The organism is Mesorhizobium sp. M2A.F.Ca.ET.043.05.1.1, assembly GCF_003952445.1.
Lineage (GTDB): Bacteria > Pseudomonadota > Alphaproteobacteria > Rhizobiales > Rhizobiaceae > Mesorhizobium.
The window spans coordinates 3,322,947-3,340,761 of record NZ_CP034446.1; the positions used below are offsets into that span (position 1 = coordinate 3,322,947).

Sequence of the window (17,815 nt, forward strand, 5' to 3'; positions counted from 1 at the left end):
TCAGCCGGGAGGTGACTTATCCTCCATCAGCGCCATCAGCCGGTCGAGCGGCCCTTTGACCGCGTGGATCGTCCGGGTCGAGACCTTGGTGTGGAGCGCTGTCGTTTCGAGCTTGCTGTGCCCGAGCAGCACCTGGATGACGCGGATGTCGACATCCTGCTCGAGCAGGTGGGTGGCGAAGCTGTGCCGCAGCGTATGCGGGCTGACGCGCTTGCGGATGCCGGCGACTTCGGCGGCTTCCTGAACCGCGCAATGGAGTTGCCGCGTCGAGATCGGATCGGTGCAACTGCCCCCCGGGAACAGCCAGCCATGCGGAAGCGTCACCCCGCGACGCCTGCCTTCGCGCCACCACAGCCGCAGCAGTTCCAAGAGTTGCGGCGAGAGCATGGCGTTGCCATCCTTGCGCCCTTTGCCCTGTTCGATGCGGATCAGCATGCGTGTGGAGTCAATATCATCGACCTTGAGGTGCGCGACCTCCGACACGCGCAGGCCAGCGCCATAGGCGACACCGAGCGCGGCCTTGTACTTGATGCCAGGTGCTGCTTCGAGCAGCCGCGCCGCTTCCTCCACGCTCAGCACGTCCGGCAGCTTGCGTGGATGGCGCATGATGACCAGCACACGTGCCAGATCCCGCCGCGTCAGGAACAGGAACCGCAACGCCGAGACGGCGCCGTTGATGGTCGCAGGCCCGACGCCGTTCTCATGCTGATACAACTGGAAGCGGCGGATGTCCTCGGGCGTCGCGGTATCGGGAGAGCGTCGGAGGAAGGCTGCGAAGCGCCGGACGTGACGAACATAGTCCTGCTGGGTATGGGAGCCCAGGCCCCGCATGAGCATGTCTTGCTGCATGCGCTGGCGAAGTGGCGTGATCGGTGCATCGGTCGACAGAGTATCCACGGCAAGTTCCTCTCGTTGAAGGAACTCCATTGTCAGATCGCAGCTTCTACCCGCTCAAGACCAATGCCTGTCACGCCATCTCAGAACTAGGCGCCCCTCCCGCGAAGCGGGTTAGTGCATGCGGCGCAAAGCTGCCATTAAGACGCTGGACTGTTTTTTGCAGGAAGCTGAACGCACCGATCATGCCGGAAGCGGGTCATATCTGGCCACTCCCGGTTAGCTCGACCTATCCCGTCGACGTAAGGATAACGTCCATTGAACGCTGACACGGCTCGCCCATCTTTCTTCGGGGACCATATTCCGTAACAAATGGCTGCCCCAGTAGACCTTTGACTGCAATTCAGCCGCAATGCTATGTGACTGATTTTATACCCTTAATTCGGATAGGAAAATGAAAATCCAGGATCCTGGCGCCCCAGCCATCCCTCGCACAGCCGGCCGGCTTCCGCCCCGGGCGTCGCCCAAACGCGTCGACCCGTTTCAACTGCGCTGTGTGGCGATCTGCTTCGGAACGAGGAACCTGGCCGCAAGGGCGCAGAGCAAGACGGTGAACATCAGGATCAGCGCCACCAGCGCGTTGATATCCGGCGAGAAACCCAGTCGCATCATCGCCCACAGCCGTACCGGCAGCGTCGTCTGGGTGCCGGTGACCAGAATGGTGATCATGGTCTCGTCGAATGACAGAGCGAAAGCCAGGATGGCGCCGCCGACCATCGCGCTCGACAGGTTGGGTAGGATGACGCGCCAGAACGTCTGCCATTTGGTCGCGCCGAGGTCGTAGGAGGCCTCGACCAGCGTGCGGCTCATCGACTGCAGGCGCGTCAGCACCGTGCGGTAGACGATGGCGAGCACGAAGACCGTATGGCCTATGACGACCGTCAGCAGCGAGCGTTCGAGCCCGATCTCACGGAAGAAGATCAGCAGCGCCAGGCCGCTGATGATGGGCGGCATCAGGAACGGCAGGAAGACGATGAACTGCAGCAGCGAGCGGCCGGCGCGGCGGCCATGATAATAGAGGGCCAGCAATGTGCCGCTGACGACGGAGAGGACGACCGTGCAGACGCCGACGACGAGCGTGGTGCGAAGGGCGGAAAGAATCTCGTGATTCCCAGCCAATGCGACATAGGTCTCGACCGTCGGTGACGACCAGTCGACCTCGCCACGCGCCACGGGAAAGAAGGACGACGCGATGGGCACGAAAAGCGGGCTGTAGAGCAGCGCCGCGATCAGGACGGTTATCGCGGCGAGAAGGATGGTGGAGAGGCGCGGCGTGGCGATCAAAGCGAGGCCCCCCGATTGCGCCCGAAGCGCTCGCCGAGAAGGATCGCGACGATCACCACGACGGCCAGCGCCACCGACAGAGCGGCGCCGAAGGGCCAGTTATAGGCAGTGCCGAACTGGCTGTAGAGGATGCGACCGAAGGTGAAGCCGCTGATGCCGCCGACCATCTGCGGCGTCAGGAAATCGCCGATCGCCAGCACGAAGACAAAGCTCGCCGCCGAGGCGACGCCGGACAGGGAAAGCGGCAAGGTGATGCGCAGGAACGTCTGCAGGCTGCTTGCGCCGAGATCGTCGGAGGCGCGCAAGAGCACCTGCGGGATGCGCTCGAGCGCCAGGAAGATCGGCAGGATCGCGAAGGGGATCAAAAGCAGCGTCAGCGTGAGCAGGATGGCGTTCATGTTGAAGACGAAGAGGTTCGACGGCTCGGCGAGAATGCCAAGTCCGACCAGCGCCTTGTTGAGAAAACCATTGAGGCCGAGAATGCTGCGGATCGCGTAGATCTTGATGACGTAGCTCATCAAGAGCGGCACCATGAGCAGCATCAGCAGGGCGTAACGCCAGCGGCCGCGCAGCGTGGTCAGGAAATAGGCTGTCGGATAGGCGAGCAGGATCGAGATCACCGCCACCGAGAGGCAGAGCACGATGGTGCGCCAGAACACCGGGAGGAAGACGGGATCGGTGAAGAAGCGGAGATAGTTGGCAAGCGTCGGCGCGTAGACGATCTGGCCCTGGTCGACGCTGAAGAAGCTGTAGACGAGGAAGATCGCCAGCGGCACCAGGACGAACACCACCGGCAGCGCGAAGGCAAACGCGGTGACCAGCGGCGACGAGCGGATGGCGACGGGACGCGCCAGGCCAGCGCTCTTCATGCCAGCACCAGATGGCCTTCGTGTGGGGCGAAGGAAAGCGCCACCGTCTCGCCGGTCCTGAGCGCGCTGCCCTCCACCCGGCTTGGAAAGCGCAGCCTGAGGCGCTGCGCGGCATCGCCGCCGGCCGTGATGGTGGCGACCGTCGAGGAGCCGGCAAAGGCAAGATCGGCGACGGTGCCGGAAAGACGATTGCCGGCGTCGCCATCGCCGGCAAGGCGCAGCGCTTCGGGGCGGAAGGCGGCGAAGCCGCTGGCGCCGGTCGCGGCGGCCTTGAGATGCGGCTGGCCGGCGACCGAACAGACCAGCCGGCCGAGCGCCGTCTCGATCGCGCGGAATTCGCCCTGCGTCTCACCCAGCGTGCCTGCCACGAGATTGTTCTCGCCGAAGAACCGCGCCACGAACTCGCAGTTCGGCTTGTAATAGAGCTCGTGCGGGCTGCCGAGCTGGCGGATATGGCCGGCCTGCATGACGCAGATCCGGTCGGCCATGCCGATGGCTTCCTCCTGGTCGTGGGTGACGAACAGGAAGGTGGTCTTGACCTCGCGCTGGATGGATTTCAGGAACTCCTGCATCTGCCGGCGCAGCTCGAGGTCGAGAGCCGCGAGTGGCTCGTCGAGCAGGACGAGCCGGGGCCGGCAGATCAGGGCGCGGGCGAGCGCCACGCGCTGCCGCTGGCCGCCGGAAAGCTGGGCTGGAAAGCGGTCGGCGAACCGCCCGAGCTGGACCAATTCCAGGGCCTCGGCGACGCGGCGCGCGATCTCCTTGCGCGCCACGTGGCGGACCGACAGGCCGTAGCCGACATTGCCGGCGACGGTAAGATGCGGGAACAGCGCATAGTCCTGGAACACGGTGTTGAAGGGCCGCCGGTTGATCGGCATGCCGCTGATGTCCCGGCCGTCGAGGCGGATCTCGCCCGAAGTCAGCGGCTCCAGGCCGCCGATCAGCCTGAGCACCGTGGTCTTGCCCGAACCTGACGGTCCCAGCACGGTCAAGAACTCGCCGTCGCGGATCGCAAGGTCGATGTCGTGGAGCACGGGAACCGTGCCATAGGACTTCGAGACTGAGCGCAGCGTGAGAAGGTCGCTGGTCTGGTTCATGGCTGACTTTCAAGAATAGCGTGTCGGCGGTCCGGCCCGGCCCGGACCGCCAGGTCCTCAAGCATGGCGAGGGCGGCTCAAGGCGCCGCCTTGATCTCGTTCCACAGGTCGGAGCGCTTGGTCGGGTCCTCGACATTGTTGAGCCAGACCAGCTTGTCGTTGCCGCCGGCACTGCTCGACTCGACCACGGTGTTGCCGAAGCCGGTGCGCTCGGACAAGGCGCCGCTCACCTTCTTGCTCAGCATGAAGTCGATCCACTTCTCGGCCGCGTCCTTGTCGCGAACGCCCTTCGAGATGACCCAGTTGTCGAGCCAGGCGAGCGCGCCTTCGCTCGGATTGATGTAGGCGACGTGGGCGCCGATCTTCTGCAAGGCCTTGACCTGCTGCTGGCCGTAATTGGCCCAGATCAGGGCGACGTAGTTGTTCTGGTAGATCTGCTGGGCCTCGTCGGCGGTGGTGTAGAAGCTGAGCACATTGCCCTTCAGCTCGACCAGCTTGGCCTTGACCGCCGCCATCTGCTCGGCGCTGAGGTTGAACGGGTCCTTGTAGCCCAGCGTCAGCGCGGTGAAGGAGAAATTGTGCTCGCCATTGTCATAGGCCAGCACCTTGCCCTTGTAAGCCGGATCCCACAGCACGGACATCGATGTCGGCGCCGGCTTCACCTTGTCGGTGTCGTAGATCAGGCCGATGGAATCGAAGCAGAACGGGATGCCGTAGACCTTGCCGTCCTTGGTGTCGCCGCTGACCTTGGTGATGTCGCGGAAGCGCGGCAGCGTGTCCTTCTGGTTGGGAAGCTTCGACAGGTCGATCGGCGTGACGAGGTCGGCCTTGATGTAGCGCTGCAGCTGCGCGGTGTTGACGGCGAAGACATCGAAGTCCTGCCCCTCGCTGCCCTTGATCTTGGCCCAGATCTCGTCGTCGCTGCCGATGAAGACGACATCGACGCCGATGCCGGTTTCGGCGGTGAAGTCCTTGACCCAATCGGCGTCTGCATAGCCATCCCAAGCCAGCACGCGCAGGTTCGCCGCGAGCGCCGACGACGCCATCAGGCCGATGCCGAGGCCGACACCCGCTATCCCTAGAAGCAGTCTCTTCAATAGCATGATCATTCTCCCATTTGTTGTTTGTGATGATCTCAGTCCGCGGGTCTTGCCGTCACAGCGGGGTGACGGCCACCAGCCCCTCGTCCGGCACCGCCTGCATCCGGTTGCGCAACGGCTTGCCGAATTCCGGCGCCTGGATCTCGTATTCGTCGCCCGGCGCCGTCTTGATGCCGGAGGCGTAGCTCATCACCGCCGCGCCGAAGAAATAGGCATGCAGATCGCCTGGCCGGCGGTGCATCGGGTAGCGGAAATGGTAGTGCTCGAGATTGGCGATCGAGTGCGACATGTGCGTCTCGCCGGAGAGGAATTCCTGTTCCCAGATGACGGCGCCGTCCCGCCGGATGCGGGAATGCCCGCGCACCTCCGGCGGCAGCTCGCCGATCAGCAACTCGGGACCGATCGAGCAGGAGCGGAGCTTCGAGTGCGCGAGATAGAGATAGTTCTCGGCCTCGGTCACGTGGTCGGAATACTCGTTGCCTAGCGCGTAGCCGATGCGATAGGGGCGGCCGTCCGGTCCGTTGAGGTAGAGGCCGACGATCTCAGCTTCCTCGGCACCCGCCTTGGCGAAGGCCGGCAGCGGCAGCGCGGCACCAGGCGGGACGACGCAGGTGCCGACGCCCTTGAAGAACCATTCCGGCTGGACGCCCAGCTCTCCCGGCGCGGGTTTGCCACCCTCCAGTCCCATGCGAAAGATCTTCAGCGAGTCGGATTCGGCGGCATCCTCGCCATGGGTCAGCACATGCATCTTGTCGCGCGCGGCAGCGCTTCCCGTGTGCGTCAGGCCGGTGCCGGTGATGAGGAAACGCGCCGGCTCCGGATGATCGACCGGAGCGAGAACCCGGCCTTCGCGCAGCAGCTGGTCGTAATCGACTTTCTCGCCGCCGGTCCGCTCCTCGACGAGCGACGCGATGGACCTGCCCTCGGCAATAGCCGCAGTGGCAAGTTCGAGAACCGTGTTGGTGCCGAGAAGGATGTGGAGCTGATCGCCGTCGGCGCTGACGCGGCCCACGTGGCGGCTGCCATCGGGCAAGTAGAACTGAACAAGACGCATGAACCTACCTTTTCCTTCTCGCCGGGTCACACCCAGCCGCCATCGACGATGAATTGCTGGCTCGAGCACATGCGGCTGTCATCGGCGGCTAGAAACAGCGCCATGCGCGCAATGTCGGAAGGCTGCAGCCGGTCGGGCAGGCACTGCCTTTCCTCGATCTGGCGCTCGCCGGCCGGCGTCAGCCACAGCCGCATCTGGCGCTCCGTCATCACCCAGCCCGGCACCATGCAGTTGACGCGGATGCGCTCGGGGCCGAGTTCGCGGGCAAGCGCCCGCGTCATGCCGTAGACGGCCGCCTTCGCCGTCACATAGGCGGGACAATCCGGATCGCCGACCATCCAGGTGATCGAGCCGAAATTGATGATCGAGCCGCCGCCAAGGGCCTTCATCTGCGGGCGCACGGCCTGCGCGGCGAAGAACTGGTGGCGCAGGTTGACGGCCATGCGGTCATCCCAATAGGCGACGCTGACATCGGCGGTCTGGTGGCGGTCGTCATTGCCGGCATTGTTGCAGAGAGCCTGGATGGGGCCGTTGCGTTCCCCCGCCTGCTCGACCGCCGCCTGCAGGGCCTCGACATTGCGCAGGTCGCAGGGAATGAACAGCGGTTCGGGATGGCCTTGCGCCGCGACCGCCGCCACCAGCTGTCGGGAAGGCTCCACCGCCATGTCGACGAAGGCGACGCGGCTGCCCTGCGCGCAGAAATGGCGCACGAGGCTTTCGCCGATGCCGCTGCCGCCGCCGGTTATGAAGACGCTGCGGCCCCGCAGGCTGGGGTAGATCGCGTAGCTCCCGGTCTCGTCGCTCATTGCGGCACCTAATGCGAATGGCGGGGGATGCCGGCATCGCGGCGCCCGACAAGGAAATCGAAATCGCAGCCCCGATCGGCCTGCAGGACGCGCTCGACATAGAGGCTCTGGTAGCCGCCCTCGGGTGGCGCCGGCGGCTTCCAGTCGCGGCGGCGCGCGGCAAGCTCCTCGTCGGAAACCAGCAGCTCGAGGCGCCTGCCGGCCACGTCGAGATCGATGAGATCGCCGTCGCGAACCAGGGCAAGCGCGCCACCCGCTGCAGCCTCGGGAGCAACATGCAGGACCACGGTGCCGTAGGCGGTGCCGCTCATGCGCGCATCGGAGATGCGGACCATGTCGGAAACACCCTGTTTCAGGAGCTTGGCCGGCAGCGGCATGTTGCCGACCTCAGCCATGCCCGGATAGCCGCGCGGCCCGCAATTCTTGAGCACCATCACCGACGAGGCGTCGATGTCGAGGTCCGGGTCGTCGATGCGGGCGTAGTAGTGCTCGATATTCTCGAAGACCACCGCCCTGCCCCGGTGCTGCATCAGCGCCGGCGTCGCCGCCGAGGGCTTTATGACGGCGCCGTCGGGCGCAAGGTTGCCGCGCAGCACCGATATGCCGCCTTCCCTGGTCAGCGGCCGGTCGAGCGGCCGGATGACCTCGCTGTTGTAGTTCGGCGCGCCGTCGACCAGCTCGCCGATCGTCTTTCCGCTGACGGTCATGGCGTCGCGATGGAGAAACCCCGCCCCATCCAGCGACGCCATGACCGCAGCCAGCCCCCCGGCGTAGTAGAAATCTTCCATCAGGAATCGGCCCGACGGCATCAGGTCGACGATGGTCGGCACATCGCGGCCGAGGCGATCCCAGTCGTCGAGGCTGAGATCGACGCCGACGCGATGCGCGATCGCAATGAGGTGCAGCACGGCGTTGGTCGATCCGCCGATGGCGCCGTTGACGCGGATGGCGTTCTCGAAGGCCTGTCGGGTGAGGATTTGCGATATCGTCACGTCCCGGAGCACAAGGTCGACGATCTGCCGTCCGGCAAGCTGCGCCAGCACGCCACGGCGCGAGTCGACCGCAGGTATGGCGGCATTGTCCGGCATGCCGATGCCAAGCGCCTCGACCATGCTGGCCATTGTGGACGCGGTGCCCATGGTCATGCAGCTGCCGGCCGAGCGGCTCTGGCCCTGCTCGGCGGCGAGGAAGTCCTCGACCTTCATGCGCCCCGCCTTCACGTCCTCGGCGAATTTCCAGACATGGGTGCCGGAGCCGATGTCCTGGCCGCGGAACTTGCCGTTCAGCATCGGGCCGCCCGACACGGCGATGGTCGGCAGGTTGCACGACGCCGCCCCCATCAGCAGCGACGGCGTGGTCTTGTCGCAGCCGACCATGAGCACGACGCCGTCGATGGGGTTGCCGCGAATGGACTCTTCGACGTCCATGCTCGCCAGATTGCGGAACAGCATCGCGGTCGGGCGCATGTTGCTTTCGCCGAGCGATGTCACGGGAAATTCGACCGGCAGGCCGCCGGCCTCATAGACGCCGCGCTTGACCTGATCGGCGAGCGCCCGCAAATGCCCGTTGCACGGGGTCAGTTCCGACCAGGTGTTGCAGATGCCGATCACCGGGCGGCCGTCGAACGCATCGTCCGGAATGCCCTGGTTCTTCATCCAGCTGCGGTGCATGAAGGCGTTCTTGCCTTCACCGCCGAACCAGGCTGTCGACCGCAGCTTTCGTCTTTCGCTCACGATCTCTGCTCCTTACGGCGCCTGTTGCGGTTCTCGACGCTGCGGCGAACGTCTTCCTCGGCATTGTCGATGAGGACGAGAAGCGCCTGCTGCGCGCCGCTTCCATCGCCGGCGGCGATCTTCTCGGCCACCTCGCGATGCAGCGGCAGCGAGTGGCGCTGCCCCTCCGGATTGTCGTTGGAGAGACGGAAGCTCATCACCAGGGCCGTTTCCACCAGCGCCGCCAGCGAGCCGATCAGCTCGTTGCCCGTCATGCGCAGGATGGTCTGATGGAAGATGAGGTCGGGCTTGGCAAAGCGGTCGCCGTCGTCGCCCACGGCCTCCATTTCGGCGAGAGCGGCGTTGAGATCGGCAAGCTGCGCCGGCGTCGCGCGCTTGGCCGCAAGCGCGGCCGACATCGGCTCGATCGCCCGGCGCAGCTCGAAAAGGGCCGTGACATCCTCGGCGCTGACGCCCGCCGCGTAGCGCCATGAAAGGACGTCCGGATCGAGGAAATTCCAGTCGGAGCGTGGGCGCACCCGGGTGCCGGTCTTCGGCCGCGACTCTACCAGCCCCTTGCCCGCCAGAACCTTGATGGCCTCGCGCAGCACGGTGCGGCTGACGCCCAGCATCTCACTGGAATCATCGGCGTTGGGGAGTGCCTCGCCCGGCAGGAAATCGCCCTGGACGATGCGCAGCCCGATCTGCTCGACGACCGTCGCATGCAGCGCCGTCGAACCGCTGGCGACCGCCGCGACGACCCGCGACGTGCGTGCGGTGCTGAAGGATTTTGTATTCTTCATACTATTCATATGATATGTCTTTATCCAGCCATGGATGAGAGTCAAGCCGCCGGAGAGAGGATGGACGAAAATTTTAAGACAAGAGGCGCGGACGGCCTGGTCACGATCACCGACGGTCTGGCGGCGGTCGAGATCGCCCCGGCCGCCGGCGGCGCGCTGGTGTCATATCGCTGGCGGAAAAATGGGCATGCCGTCGACTGGCTACGTCCCGCCCTGCCCGCCGCGCTCGGCAGCAACGACGCGAGCGCGATGGCCTGCTTTCCGCTCGTCCCCTACTCCAATCGCGTAAGGGGCGGCCGCTTCAGCTTCGCCGGCCGAACCATCGAGTTGCCGACGCGACCAGACGACCCGCATTATGAGCACGGCCACGGCTGGCGACGGTCGTGGAAGCTGGCCGGACACCAGCAAGCCAGGGCGATCCTGCGCTATCGCCACGATGCCGATTCCTGGCCCTGGAGCTACGAGGCAGAGCAGAGGATCGGACTCGTACGGGGCTGCCTGAGCATCCGGATCTCGCTGCGCAACCTCTCGGATACGCCCATGCCGGCCGGGTTCGGGCTTCATCCCTATTTTCCGGCCACGCCGTGGACGCATATCCAGGCCGATGTCACCGGGATGTGGGAAACCGACGCCGAGGTTCTGCCGACGCGCCATGTTTCGCCGCCCGCGGGCGCCAATCCGACAACGGGATTCGACGTCGCCGAGGCCGCATTCGACACCGTCTTCACCGGATGGACACGCCGTGCCCGCATCACCTGGCCGGATGAGGAACGGCTGCTGGACATCGAGGCCGAAGCTCCGCTCGACTTCCTGGTGCTCTACACACCACCAGGCGAGCCGTTCTTCTGCGCCGAGCCGGTCTCCAACATCACCGACGCCTTCAATCGGCTGGACGAAGACACAGGCTGCATGGTGCTCGCGCCTGGCGAGAGCCGCTCGGCAAGTGTGCGCTTCGTGCCGTCCCAGACAGTCTGATGCATGCCTCCCGCAGCGGGTTCCGGTTGGCGCACCTTGGGCCGTGCGCTCTCAGCCGACCGATGCCGGTTTCGGAAGCCATCGCTTTTCGACAAGGCAGACCATCGTGTAGGCAGGATCAAAGACGTTTCCGACGTGATACCGGACAACCTGTCCCATCAGATGCGATGCGGCGGCAGCGGACAATCCATAATCGCTGGTCAGCCAGTTGAGCATGTCCGTGGTCGCATGCTGAAGGGCCTGATCCAGCGGCCGAGCGTTGCCGACCGAGAAAATGTGCGTTTCGTTTTCACCGCGGGGCCATGTCAATTGCCTGTTCTTTTCCACGCTCAAGCGTAGCTGCACTTCAAAACAGGTCTCGATCCCGGTTCCGACGATCTCCCCATCGCCCTGCGTTGCATGGCAATCGCCCGCAAAGAAGAGCGCACCCTCCACTGCGACGGGAAACCAAACGGTCGCGCCGGGCCGAAAGCCACGATAATCCATGTTCCCGCCATTCTCCGCGCTTGTCGCGGTGGAGAAAGCCTGGCCCATCGCGGGTGCCACGCCAAAGCAGCCGATCATCGGTTCGAGCGGCAGAACGAAGTTCTCAAGGCCTGGCGGCGGTTCCTGCAACTTCACTGTTCGCGATTCCAGATCGATCAGCCAGTCGGCTCTCTCGCGTGCCGGCAATTGGCGAGCAGCCTCGGGATCGACAACATTCGCGGCGAGCGACGAGATCGTCCAGCCGGAGGGGCGGATAGGATCCATGCGCAGGATGTCGACGCGGAGCGCATCGCCCGGTTCGGCTCCCGTCACGAAGACCGGGCCGTTCATCGGATTTGGGCCATGAGCCGGTCGCGCACCGTTCTTGTCGAAGCCCCTAGCGTCCAGCGTCTCCGTGATCACGACATCGCCGGATGCAATTGTGAGCGCCGGCGCGATCGTCCCGAGGACATTGTGCCATGTGGTGTTGATGAGCTTGTGCGTTGCCATGGAATGGCAGTAGCGAAGGCGTTGCCGCGCGGCAAGTGGGCGGATCGAGATCCTGGCGCCCGATCGTTCCATTGGTATTGGCGAGTTGACCGCCACGATGCAGGACGGACCTGGCGCCAGCCCGACAAATCCAGTGCCCGGCCTAAACCTTTTCCACCAACAGGCGTTGTTGTCCACCCGGCCGGTTTTCCAGGCGACCGGCAAAACGGACGATGGAGAGGCTCAACCGATGTATTTCATGGCATTGGCCACCGACTATGACGGCACGCTGGCGCATGATGGCCTGGTCACCGCGAGCACGATCTCGGCGCTGGAGAAGCTGAAGAAATCCGGGCGAAAGCTCATCCTGGTCACCGGGCGGGAGCTGCCCGATCTGAAGGAAGTCTTTCCCGAACTTTCACTGTTCGACAAGGTCGTGGCCGAAAACGGCGCGCTCATCTACACGCCGGCCAGCGAGGAAGAACGCACGATCTCGCCCTCGCCCCCCGCGGATCTCATTGAAAAGCTCAAGAAGCGCGGCGTGAAGCCGCTCTCGGTAGGGCGATCGATCGTCGCCACCTGGGAACCGCATCAGGCCACCGTGCTCGACGTCATCAAGAAGCTCGGGCTGGAGCTGGAGATCATCTTCAACAAGGGCGCGGTGATGATCCTGCCCTCGGGCGTCAACAAGGCGACCGGGCTGGCGGCGGCGCTCGAAGACCTGAAACTGTCGCGGCACAATGTCGTGGCCGTCGGCGACGCCGAGAACGACCACGCCTTCCTCAGGGCCTCGGGCTGCAGCGTCGCGGTGGCCAACGCGCTGCCCGCCGTCAAGGAAACCGCCGACCTCGTCACCAAGGAGGCGCGCGGCAAGGGCGTCGAGGAACTGATCCGCAAGCTGATCAAGCACGACCACCTCATCGCCAAGAAGCGCTTGGGCGGCGTGCTGGTCGGAACTTCACGCGGCAAGGACATTTATCTGTCGCCGACGGAAACGGTGCTGATCGCCGGCAGCTCGGGCATCGGCAAATCGACCCTGGCCACGGCGCTGACCGAGCGGCTGGTCGAGAAGGGTTTGCAGTTCTGCATTTTCGACCCCGAGGGCGACTATGACGGGCTGAAGGGCGCGGTGCCGCTCGGCAACGCCTCGATCGCGCCGAACAAGGAGCAATTGCTGGAACTGATCGAGAAGCCGCAAAACAATGTCGTGGTCAACGGCCTGGCGCTGAAGGTGGACGAGCGGCCCGACTTCTTCGCCGAATTGCTGCCCGGCCTCGGCAATATCCGCTATCGCACCGCAAGGCCGCACTGGCTGATCATCGACGAGGCGCATCACTTGATACCGAAGCGGCGCGGCGATACACGATCCGTGCTTTCGATCGAGTTGCCCGGCACGGTGCTGATCACCGTCCACCCCGAAGCAATCTCCACTGACGCGCTCGGCCTGGTAACGGCGGTGATCGCGCTTGGCCCCAAGGCGAAGGGCGTGATCAAGACCTTCTGCAAGGAAACGGGACTCCCGGCGCCGAAGGACATTCCATCGCCCAAAGGCGACCGCGTGCTTTTCTGGCGTCCGCATGACAGCAAGACGCCGTTCACGGTCAAGGCCATTGAGCCGGCCCAGTCGCTAAAGAGGCACAGCCGCAAATATGCCGAGGGCGAGCTCGACGAGGCAGGCAGCTTCTATTTCACCGGACCGAAGAAGGCGATGAACCTCAGGGCCCACAACCTCATCATTTTCGCGCAGATGGCGGAAGGCATCGACGACAAGACATGGGAACACCATTTGCGCGCCGGCGATTATTCCAAATGGTTCCGCCAGCAGATCAGGGACAAGGACCTCGCCCGGGAAACGGCGGAGGCGGAGAAGAACAAAGCGCTGTCGGCCGACGAAAGCCGCAAGCTGGTGATCGATGCCGTGCGGAGGCGCTACACGGCGCCTGCGACAGCTCCGGAAAAATAAGATTGGTCGAACCTGCGAAAGGCGGAGCTCAGCTCGCCTCGCGCATCGCTTCGGCCGCTTGCAGGTCGACCGAGACCAGTTGGCTGACGCCCTGCTCGGCCATGGTGACGCCGAAGAGGCGGTCCATGCGCGCCATGGTGATCGGGTTGTGGGTGATGATGACGAAGCGCGTCTCCGTCGTCTTCGCCATCTCCTCCATCAGGTTGCAGAAGCGCTCGACATTGTGGTCGTCGAGCGGGGCGTCGACCTCGTCGAGCACGCAGATCGGCGCCGGATTGGTGAGGAAGACGGCGAAGATCAGCGACATCGCCGTCAGCGCCTGCTCGCCGCCGGAAAGCAGCGTCATGGTCTGCGGCTTCTTGCCGGGCGGGCGAGCGAGGATTTCAAGGCCAGCTTCCAGCGGATCTTCCGACTCGATCAGCTGCAGCTCGGCCGTGCCGCCGCCGAACAGATGCGAAAACAGCCGCTGGAAATGGCCGTTGACCACCTCGAAGGCTGACAGCAGCCGCTCGCGCCCCTCGCGGTTGAGGCTCTGGATAGCCTGGCGCAGTTTTCTGATCGCCTCGATGATGTCCTCGCGCTCGGAAACGATCGTCTCCAGCCGTTCCGACAATTCCCGCTGCTCTTCCTCGGCACGCAGATTGACAGCGCCGAGCCGCTCGCGCTCGATCTTCAGCCGGTCGAGCTGGCGTTCGATCTCGGCCATGTCGGGCATAGGATCGTCGGCTTCGAGGCCGGTATGCTTGATGACCAGATGCGGCGGCGTGTTCAGCGCTTCCTGGATGCGCGCCTCGACGTCGGCGCGGCGCTCGTCCGCCGCGGTGAGCCGCTCCTCGGCGCGCACGCGGGTCTCACGCGCCTCGGCGAGCGACTGGATCGCCGCGGTGGCCGCCTTGTCGAGCTCGGCCTGCTTGTTCTCCGCCTCCTGCAGGCGGTCGCTCGCCGTCTGGCGCAACGCCTCCGCCTCTGAAAGCTGCGTCAGCAAAGCGCGGCGCTTGGCATCGATCTCGTCCGGCGCGTCGGCCAGCCGCTCGCGCTCGGCTTCGGCCTCGGCCTTGCGCTCGCCAAGCGCGGCGATCTGCGTCGAGGCATTTTCGGCGCGCTCCACCCAGTTCCTGCGCTCGGCGCCGATGGCGTCGAGCCGGCGCATGCGCGCCTCGGCCTCGCGGCGAAGCCCCTCATGCACGGCGCGCGCGTCGGCAAGCGTGGCGCGGTCGCGCGAGACATTGGCCGAAGCCTGTTCGAGCTGCAGCTGAAGATCGCCGAGATCGGGCGCGTCCTTCAGCATCTCCTCGGCTTCGAGGAAGGCGGCCTGCGTCTCCTCATGGCTTTCGACGATGCGAGCGCGGGCGTCGTCCAAGGCAGCGCGGCGGCTCACCAGCTCGCCGCCGGCCTTCTCGGCCTCGGCCAGCGCGTTGCGGGCCGCGTCCAGCGCGTGCTGGGCGTCGCGGCCGGCCTGGCGGGCATTGCGCTCGGCCTCGCTTGCCTGGCGCATCGCCTGCTCTGCCCGCGCCAGCGCCTCCTCCGCCTCGCGCACGACGCGCGTCGCCTGCACGGCTTCGGCATCGAGCTCGGCCAGGCGGTTCTTCTGCGCCAGCCGCAGCGCGGCGGCGGTAGGCGCGTCGGCGCTCGCGGTGAGGCCATCCCAACGCCAGAGCGCGCCATCGCGGCTGACCAGCCGCTGGCCAGGAGCCAGAAGCGCTTGCAGCCGGCGGCCGTCGGCGGCGTCGACGATGCCGATCTGCGCCAGGCGGCGGGCGAGCTGCGACGGCGCATGCACCACGCTTGCCAGGCTCTTCACACCCTCGGGCAATACGGCATCGCCCGGCTGCACCGCGCTTTCGCCCCAATGTACCGGAGCGCTGCGGTCGAGCGGGACGTCGAGGTCCTCGCCGAGCGCCGCGCCAAGCGCTGTCTCATAGCCGCGCTCGACGCTGATCTGCTCCAGCACCGACGGGAAAAGATCGCCGCCGCTGGTGGCGTTGAGGATCTTCGCCAGCGTGCGCGCTTCCGTCTCAATGCGTGCCAGTTCCGCCCTGGCATCCTGCAGCGGCGGCCTTGCGGCGCTTTCGGCCGCTCGCGCCTCGGCGACGGCCTGCTCGGCGGCGATGGCGCCGGCCTCGCTCTCTTCCAGCCGGGCCAGCGCATCCTCGACCAGCAGCCGCTTTTCAGCGGGATCCGGCAGGCCGGAAATGCGCGCGACGATATCGGAAAGCTCGCGGTCGACCTCGGCGAGCTGACCGGCGAAGCGGTCGCGGCGCTCGGCGGTTTCGCGCAGGCTGCGCTCGATCTGGTGGCGCGAGGCGGCGGCCTCGGCGCGCTCGGCGGTCAGCGCGGCAAGTCTTGCCTCGCTTTGCGACAAAGTCACGCCGGCCTGTTCGAAAGCAGCGAGCGTGGTTGCCTCGCGCTCGGCGGCGCCGGCGTTTTCCGAATTGAGCTCGGCTTCCTCGGTGCGCAGGCGCTCGAGGATGTCGGCATTGTCGCGCACCATCCGCTCCTCGCGGGCGATGTCGGCGTCGAGCTGCTGCAGGCGGCGTTCGAGCTCGGTCTGGCGGGCGCGGATGCGGCCGGCCTCCTCCTCGATCTGCGTCTTGGCGATCGACAGGCGCTGGAAGGCGGCGGCCGCGGCGGCTTCAGCGTCGCGCAGGTCCGGCAGCCGGTGGACAGCGATGCCCTGCTCCCTGGCCGCTGCCATCTGGGCGGCGGCGCGGTCGCCGACCAGCGTGGTGGCGACGGCAAGCGCGGAACGCGCCTCGCCTTCCTGGGTCTTGGCCAACGTCCAGCGCAGATGCAACAGCGTCGCTTCGGCCTTGCGGATATCGGCCGACAGGTTCTTGAAGCGCGAGGCCTGGCGTGCCTGGCGCTTCAGGCTTTCGATCTGGCCTTCCAGCTCGCCGACGACATCGTCGAGCCGTTCGAGGTTCTGCTCGGCGGCCTTCAGCCTCAGTTCGGCCTCATGCCGGCGCGTATGCAGGCCGGAAATGCCGGCCGCTTCTTCGAGCAACGCGCGGCGGGCTTGCGGCTTCGCCTGGATCAGCTCGCCGATACGGCCCTGGCCGACCATGGAGGGCGAACGGGCACCGGTCGACTGGTCGGCGAACAGGAGCTGCACGTCCTTGGCGCGCGCTTCCTTGCCGTTGATGCGGTAGAGCGAGCCGGCCTCGCGCTCGATGCGGCGCGACACCTGCAATTCGTCGGCATCGTTGAAGGCGGCGGGCGCCGTGCGGTCAGTGTTGTCGAGGAAAAGCGTGACTTCGGCGGTGTTGCGCGCCGGGCGCGCGCCGGAGCCGGAAAAGATCACGTCGTCCATGCCGGACGCGCGCATGTTCTTGTAGGAGCTTTCGCCCATCACCCAGCGCAAGGCTTCGACGAGGTTCGACTTGCCGCAGCCGTTCGGCCCGACAATGCCGGTCAGCCCGCGTTCGATGACGAACTCGCCAGGCTCGACGAAGGATTTGAAACCGAGAAGGCGAAGGCGCGAAAATTTCATTCGCGCCGCCCAACACTACAGGCGTGCGCGCCGAAGCCGGACCGCTTCGGCGCGGCCTGGATGTCAGAGCAGAGGGTCGATGATGGCCGACATTTCCTCAATCGACATCGCCCCTTTGTAGGTCTTTCCGTTGATGAAGAAGGTCGGCGTCGAGTCGACCTTGAACTCGTCCGCTCCGCGTTTCTGGACTGCTCTCACATCGTCCAGAAGTTTCTGGTCCGTCAAGCAGGACTCAAAGGACTCCTGTGTAAAACCGGCGAGCTTGGAAATCTGCAGCAGCGCTTCCTTGGTGTTGTTGACGCCGACCCAGCTCGGCTGCTGCTTGAACAGCACGTCGACCATCGCGAAGTAATTGTCCTTGGAGCAGCGCGCCAGCATGAAGCCGGCTTCGGCGCTCGGATCGAAGGGGAATTCGCGCAGGATGTAACGCGCCTTGCCGGTGTCGATATACTTGGTCTTCAACTCGGGGAAGGTGGTCATGGCGAAATGCGCGCAATGCGGGCAAGTCATCGAGGCGTATTCGACGATGGTGACCTTGGCGTCGTCCTTGCCGAGCTGCTTTTCGGGCAGCGCGCCAGGCTTCAGCAGTTCCGCCATGTCGACCGTGCCCTGCGCCTCCGGCACCTGGGCGGCGGCCGGAGTGGCGGCAGGCTTGGCAGGCGTCGACGGGTCGGCGGGCTTCACGTCGGCGGCCTTGGCCTCCTCGCCGGAGTCGCTGCATGCGGCAAGCAGCGCCACCGCAGGAACAGCGGCCAGCGCTGTCAGAAGGTTTCTGCGGGACAAGCTATTGCCAAACGGGGCACGGTTCATGCGA

The 17,815-nt window shown here is 65.5% G+C and carries 14 protein-coding genes; 2 read left to right on the plus strand and 12 right to left on the minus strand.

Annotated elements, in window-relative coordinates; translation table 11 throughout:
* The 9 genes from EJ069_RS16375 to EJ069_RS16415 form a co-directional block, all read right to left on the minus strand.
* The gene (locus EJ069_RS16375) at positions 1–849 is read right to left on the minus strand and encodes a tyrosine-type recombinase/integrase (RefSeq protein ID WP_189476502.1); all 849 of its coding nucleotides are present in this window, start codon (positions 847–849) and stop codon (positions 1–3) included.
* 528 nt (positions 850–1,377) lie between these two features.
* Positions 1,378–2,178 carry an ABC transporter permease gene (locus EJ069_RS16380; protein WP_126062180.1) on the minus strand — a complete coding sequence of 267 codons (801 nt, stop codon included), beginning with the start codon at positions 2,176–2,178 and terminating at the stop codon, positions 1,378–1,380.
* A complete protein-coding gene (locus EJ069_RS16385) occupies positions 2,175–3,047 on the minus strand; it encodes an ABC transporter permease (protein WP_126062181.1) in 873 nt (290 codons plus the stop codon). Before EJ069_RS16385 ends, EJ069_RS16380 begins: the two co-directional genes overlap by 4 nt.
* Complete coding sequence (locus tag EJ069_RS16390; protein WP_126062182.1) at positions 3,044–4,144, minus strand: ABC transporter ATP-binding protein; 1,101 nt, start codon at positions 4,142–4,144, stop codon at positions 3,044–3,046. The genes EJ069_RS16385 and EJ069_RS16390 overlap by 4 nt, the downstream gene beginning before the upstream one ends.
* 77 nt (positions 4,145–4,221) lie before the next feature.
* Positions 4,222–5,247 carry an ABC transporter substrate-binding protein gene (locus tag EJ069_RS16395; RefSeq protein ID WP_126062183.1) on the minus strand — a complete coding sequence of 342 codons (1,026 nt, stop codon included), beginning with the start codon at positions 5,245–5,247 and terminating at the stop codon, positions 4,222–4,224.
* A 52-nt stretch (positions 5,248–5,299) separates the two neighbouring features.
* Positions 5,300–6,298, minus strand: coding sequence for an AraD1 family protein (araD1, locus tag EJ069_RS16400; RefSeq protein WP_126062184.1), 999 nt, complete (start codon positions 6,296–6,298; stop codon positions 5,300–5,302).
* 26 nt (positions 6,299–6,324) lie between these two features.
* On the minus strand, positions 6,325–7,104 hold the full coding sequence (locus EJ069_RS16405) for an SDR family oxidoreductase (protein ID WP_126062185.1): 780 nt from the start codon (positions 7,102–7,104) through the stop codon (positions 6,325–6,327).
* Positions 7,105–7,112: 8 nt separating this feature from the next.
* Positions 7,113–8,840 carry an IlvD/Edd family dehydratase gene (locus EJ069_RS16410; RefSeq protein ID WP_126062186.1) on the minus strand — a complete coding sequence of 576 codons (1,728 nt, stop codon included), beginning with the start codon at positions 8,838–8,840 and terminating at the stop codon, positions 7,113–7,115.
* Positions 8,834–9,619, minus strand: a complete 786-nt coding sequence (locus EJ069_RS16415) for a FadR/GntR family transcriptional regulator (protein WP_126062187.1) — start codon at positions 9,617–9,619, stop codon at positions 8,834–8,836. Before EJ069_RS16415 ends, EJ069_RS16410 begins: the two co-directional genes overlap by 7 nt.
* A gap of 60 nt (positions 9,620–9,679) precedes the next feature.
* On the opposite strand from EJ069_RS16415, the gene EJ069_RS16420 reads away from it, so the two are divergent.
* Positions 9,680–10,594 (plus strand): aldose 1-epimerase, encoded by a 915-nt coding sequence (locus tag EJ069_RS16420; protein ID WP_126062188.1) that lies wholly within the window; start codon positions 9,680–9,682, stop codon positions 10,592–10,594.
* A gap of 51 nt (positions 10,595–10,645) precedes the next feature.
* On the opposite strand, the gene EJ069_RS16425 is transcribed toward EJ069_RS16420, so the two are convergent.
* Positions 10,646–11,569 (minus strand): acetamidase/formamidase family protein, encoded by a 924-nt coding sequence (locus EJ069_RS16425; RefSeq protein WP_126064762.1) that lies wholly within the window; start codon positions 11,567–11,569, stop codon positions 10,646–10,648.
* 229 nt (positions 11,570–11,798) lie between these two features.
* On the opposite strand from EJ069_RS16425, the gene EJ069_RS16430 reads away from it, so the two are divergent.
* Positions 11,799–13,511, plus strand: a complete 1,713-nt coding sequence (locus EJ069_RS16430) for an HAD family hydrolase (protein ID WP_126062189.1) — start codon at positions 11,799–11,801, stop codon at positions 13,509–13,511.
* A 28-nt stretch (positions 13,512–13,539) separates the two neighbouring features.
* Here EJ069_RS16430 and smc read toward each other — a convergent pair whose 3' ends face one another.
* Complete coding sequence (gene smc / locus EJ069_RS16435; protein WP_126062190.1) at positions 13,540–17,001, minus strand: chromosome segregation protein SMC; 3,462 nt, start codon at positions 16,999–17,001, stop codon at positions 13,540–13,542.
* A 63-nt stretch (positions 17,002–17,064) separates the two neighbouring features.
* Entirely contained in the window at positions 17,065–17,811 is a 747-nt protein-coding gene (locus EJ069_RS16440) for a DsbA family protein (RefSeq protein WP_042641803.1), read from the minus strand.
* Between the last annotated feature and the right edge of the window lie 4 nt (positions 17,812–17,815).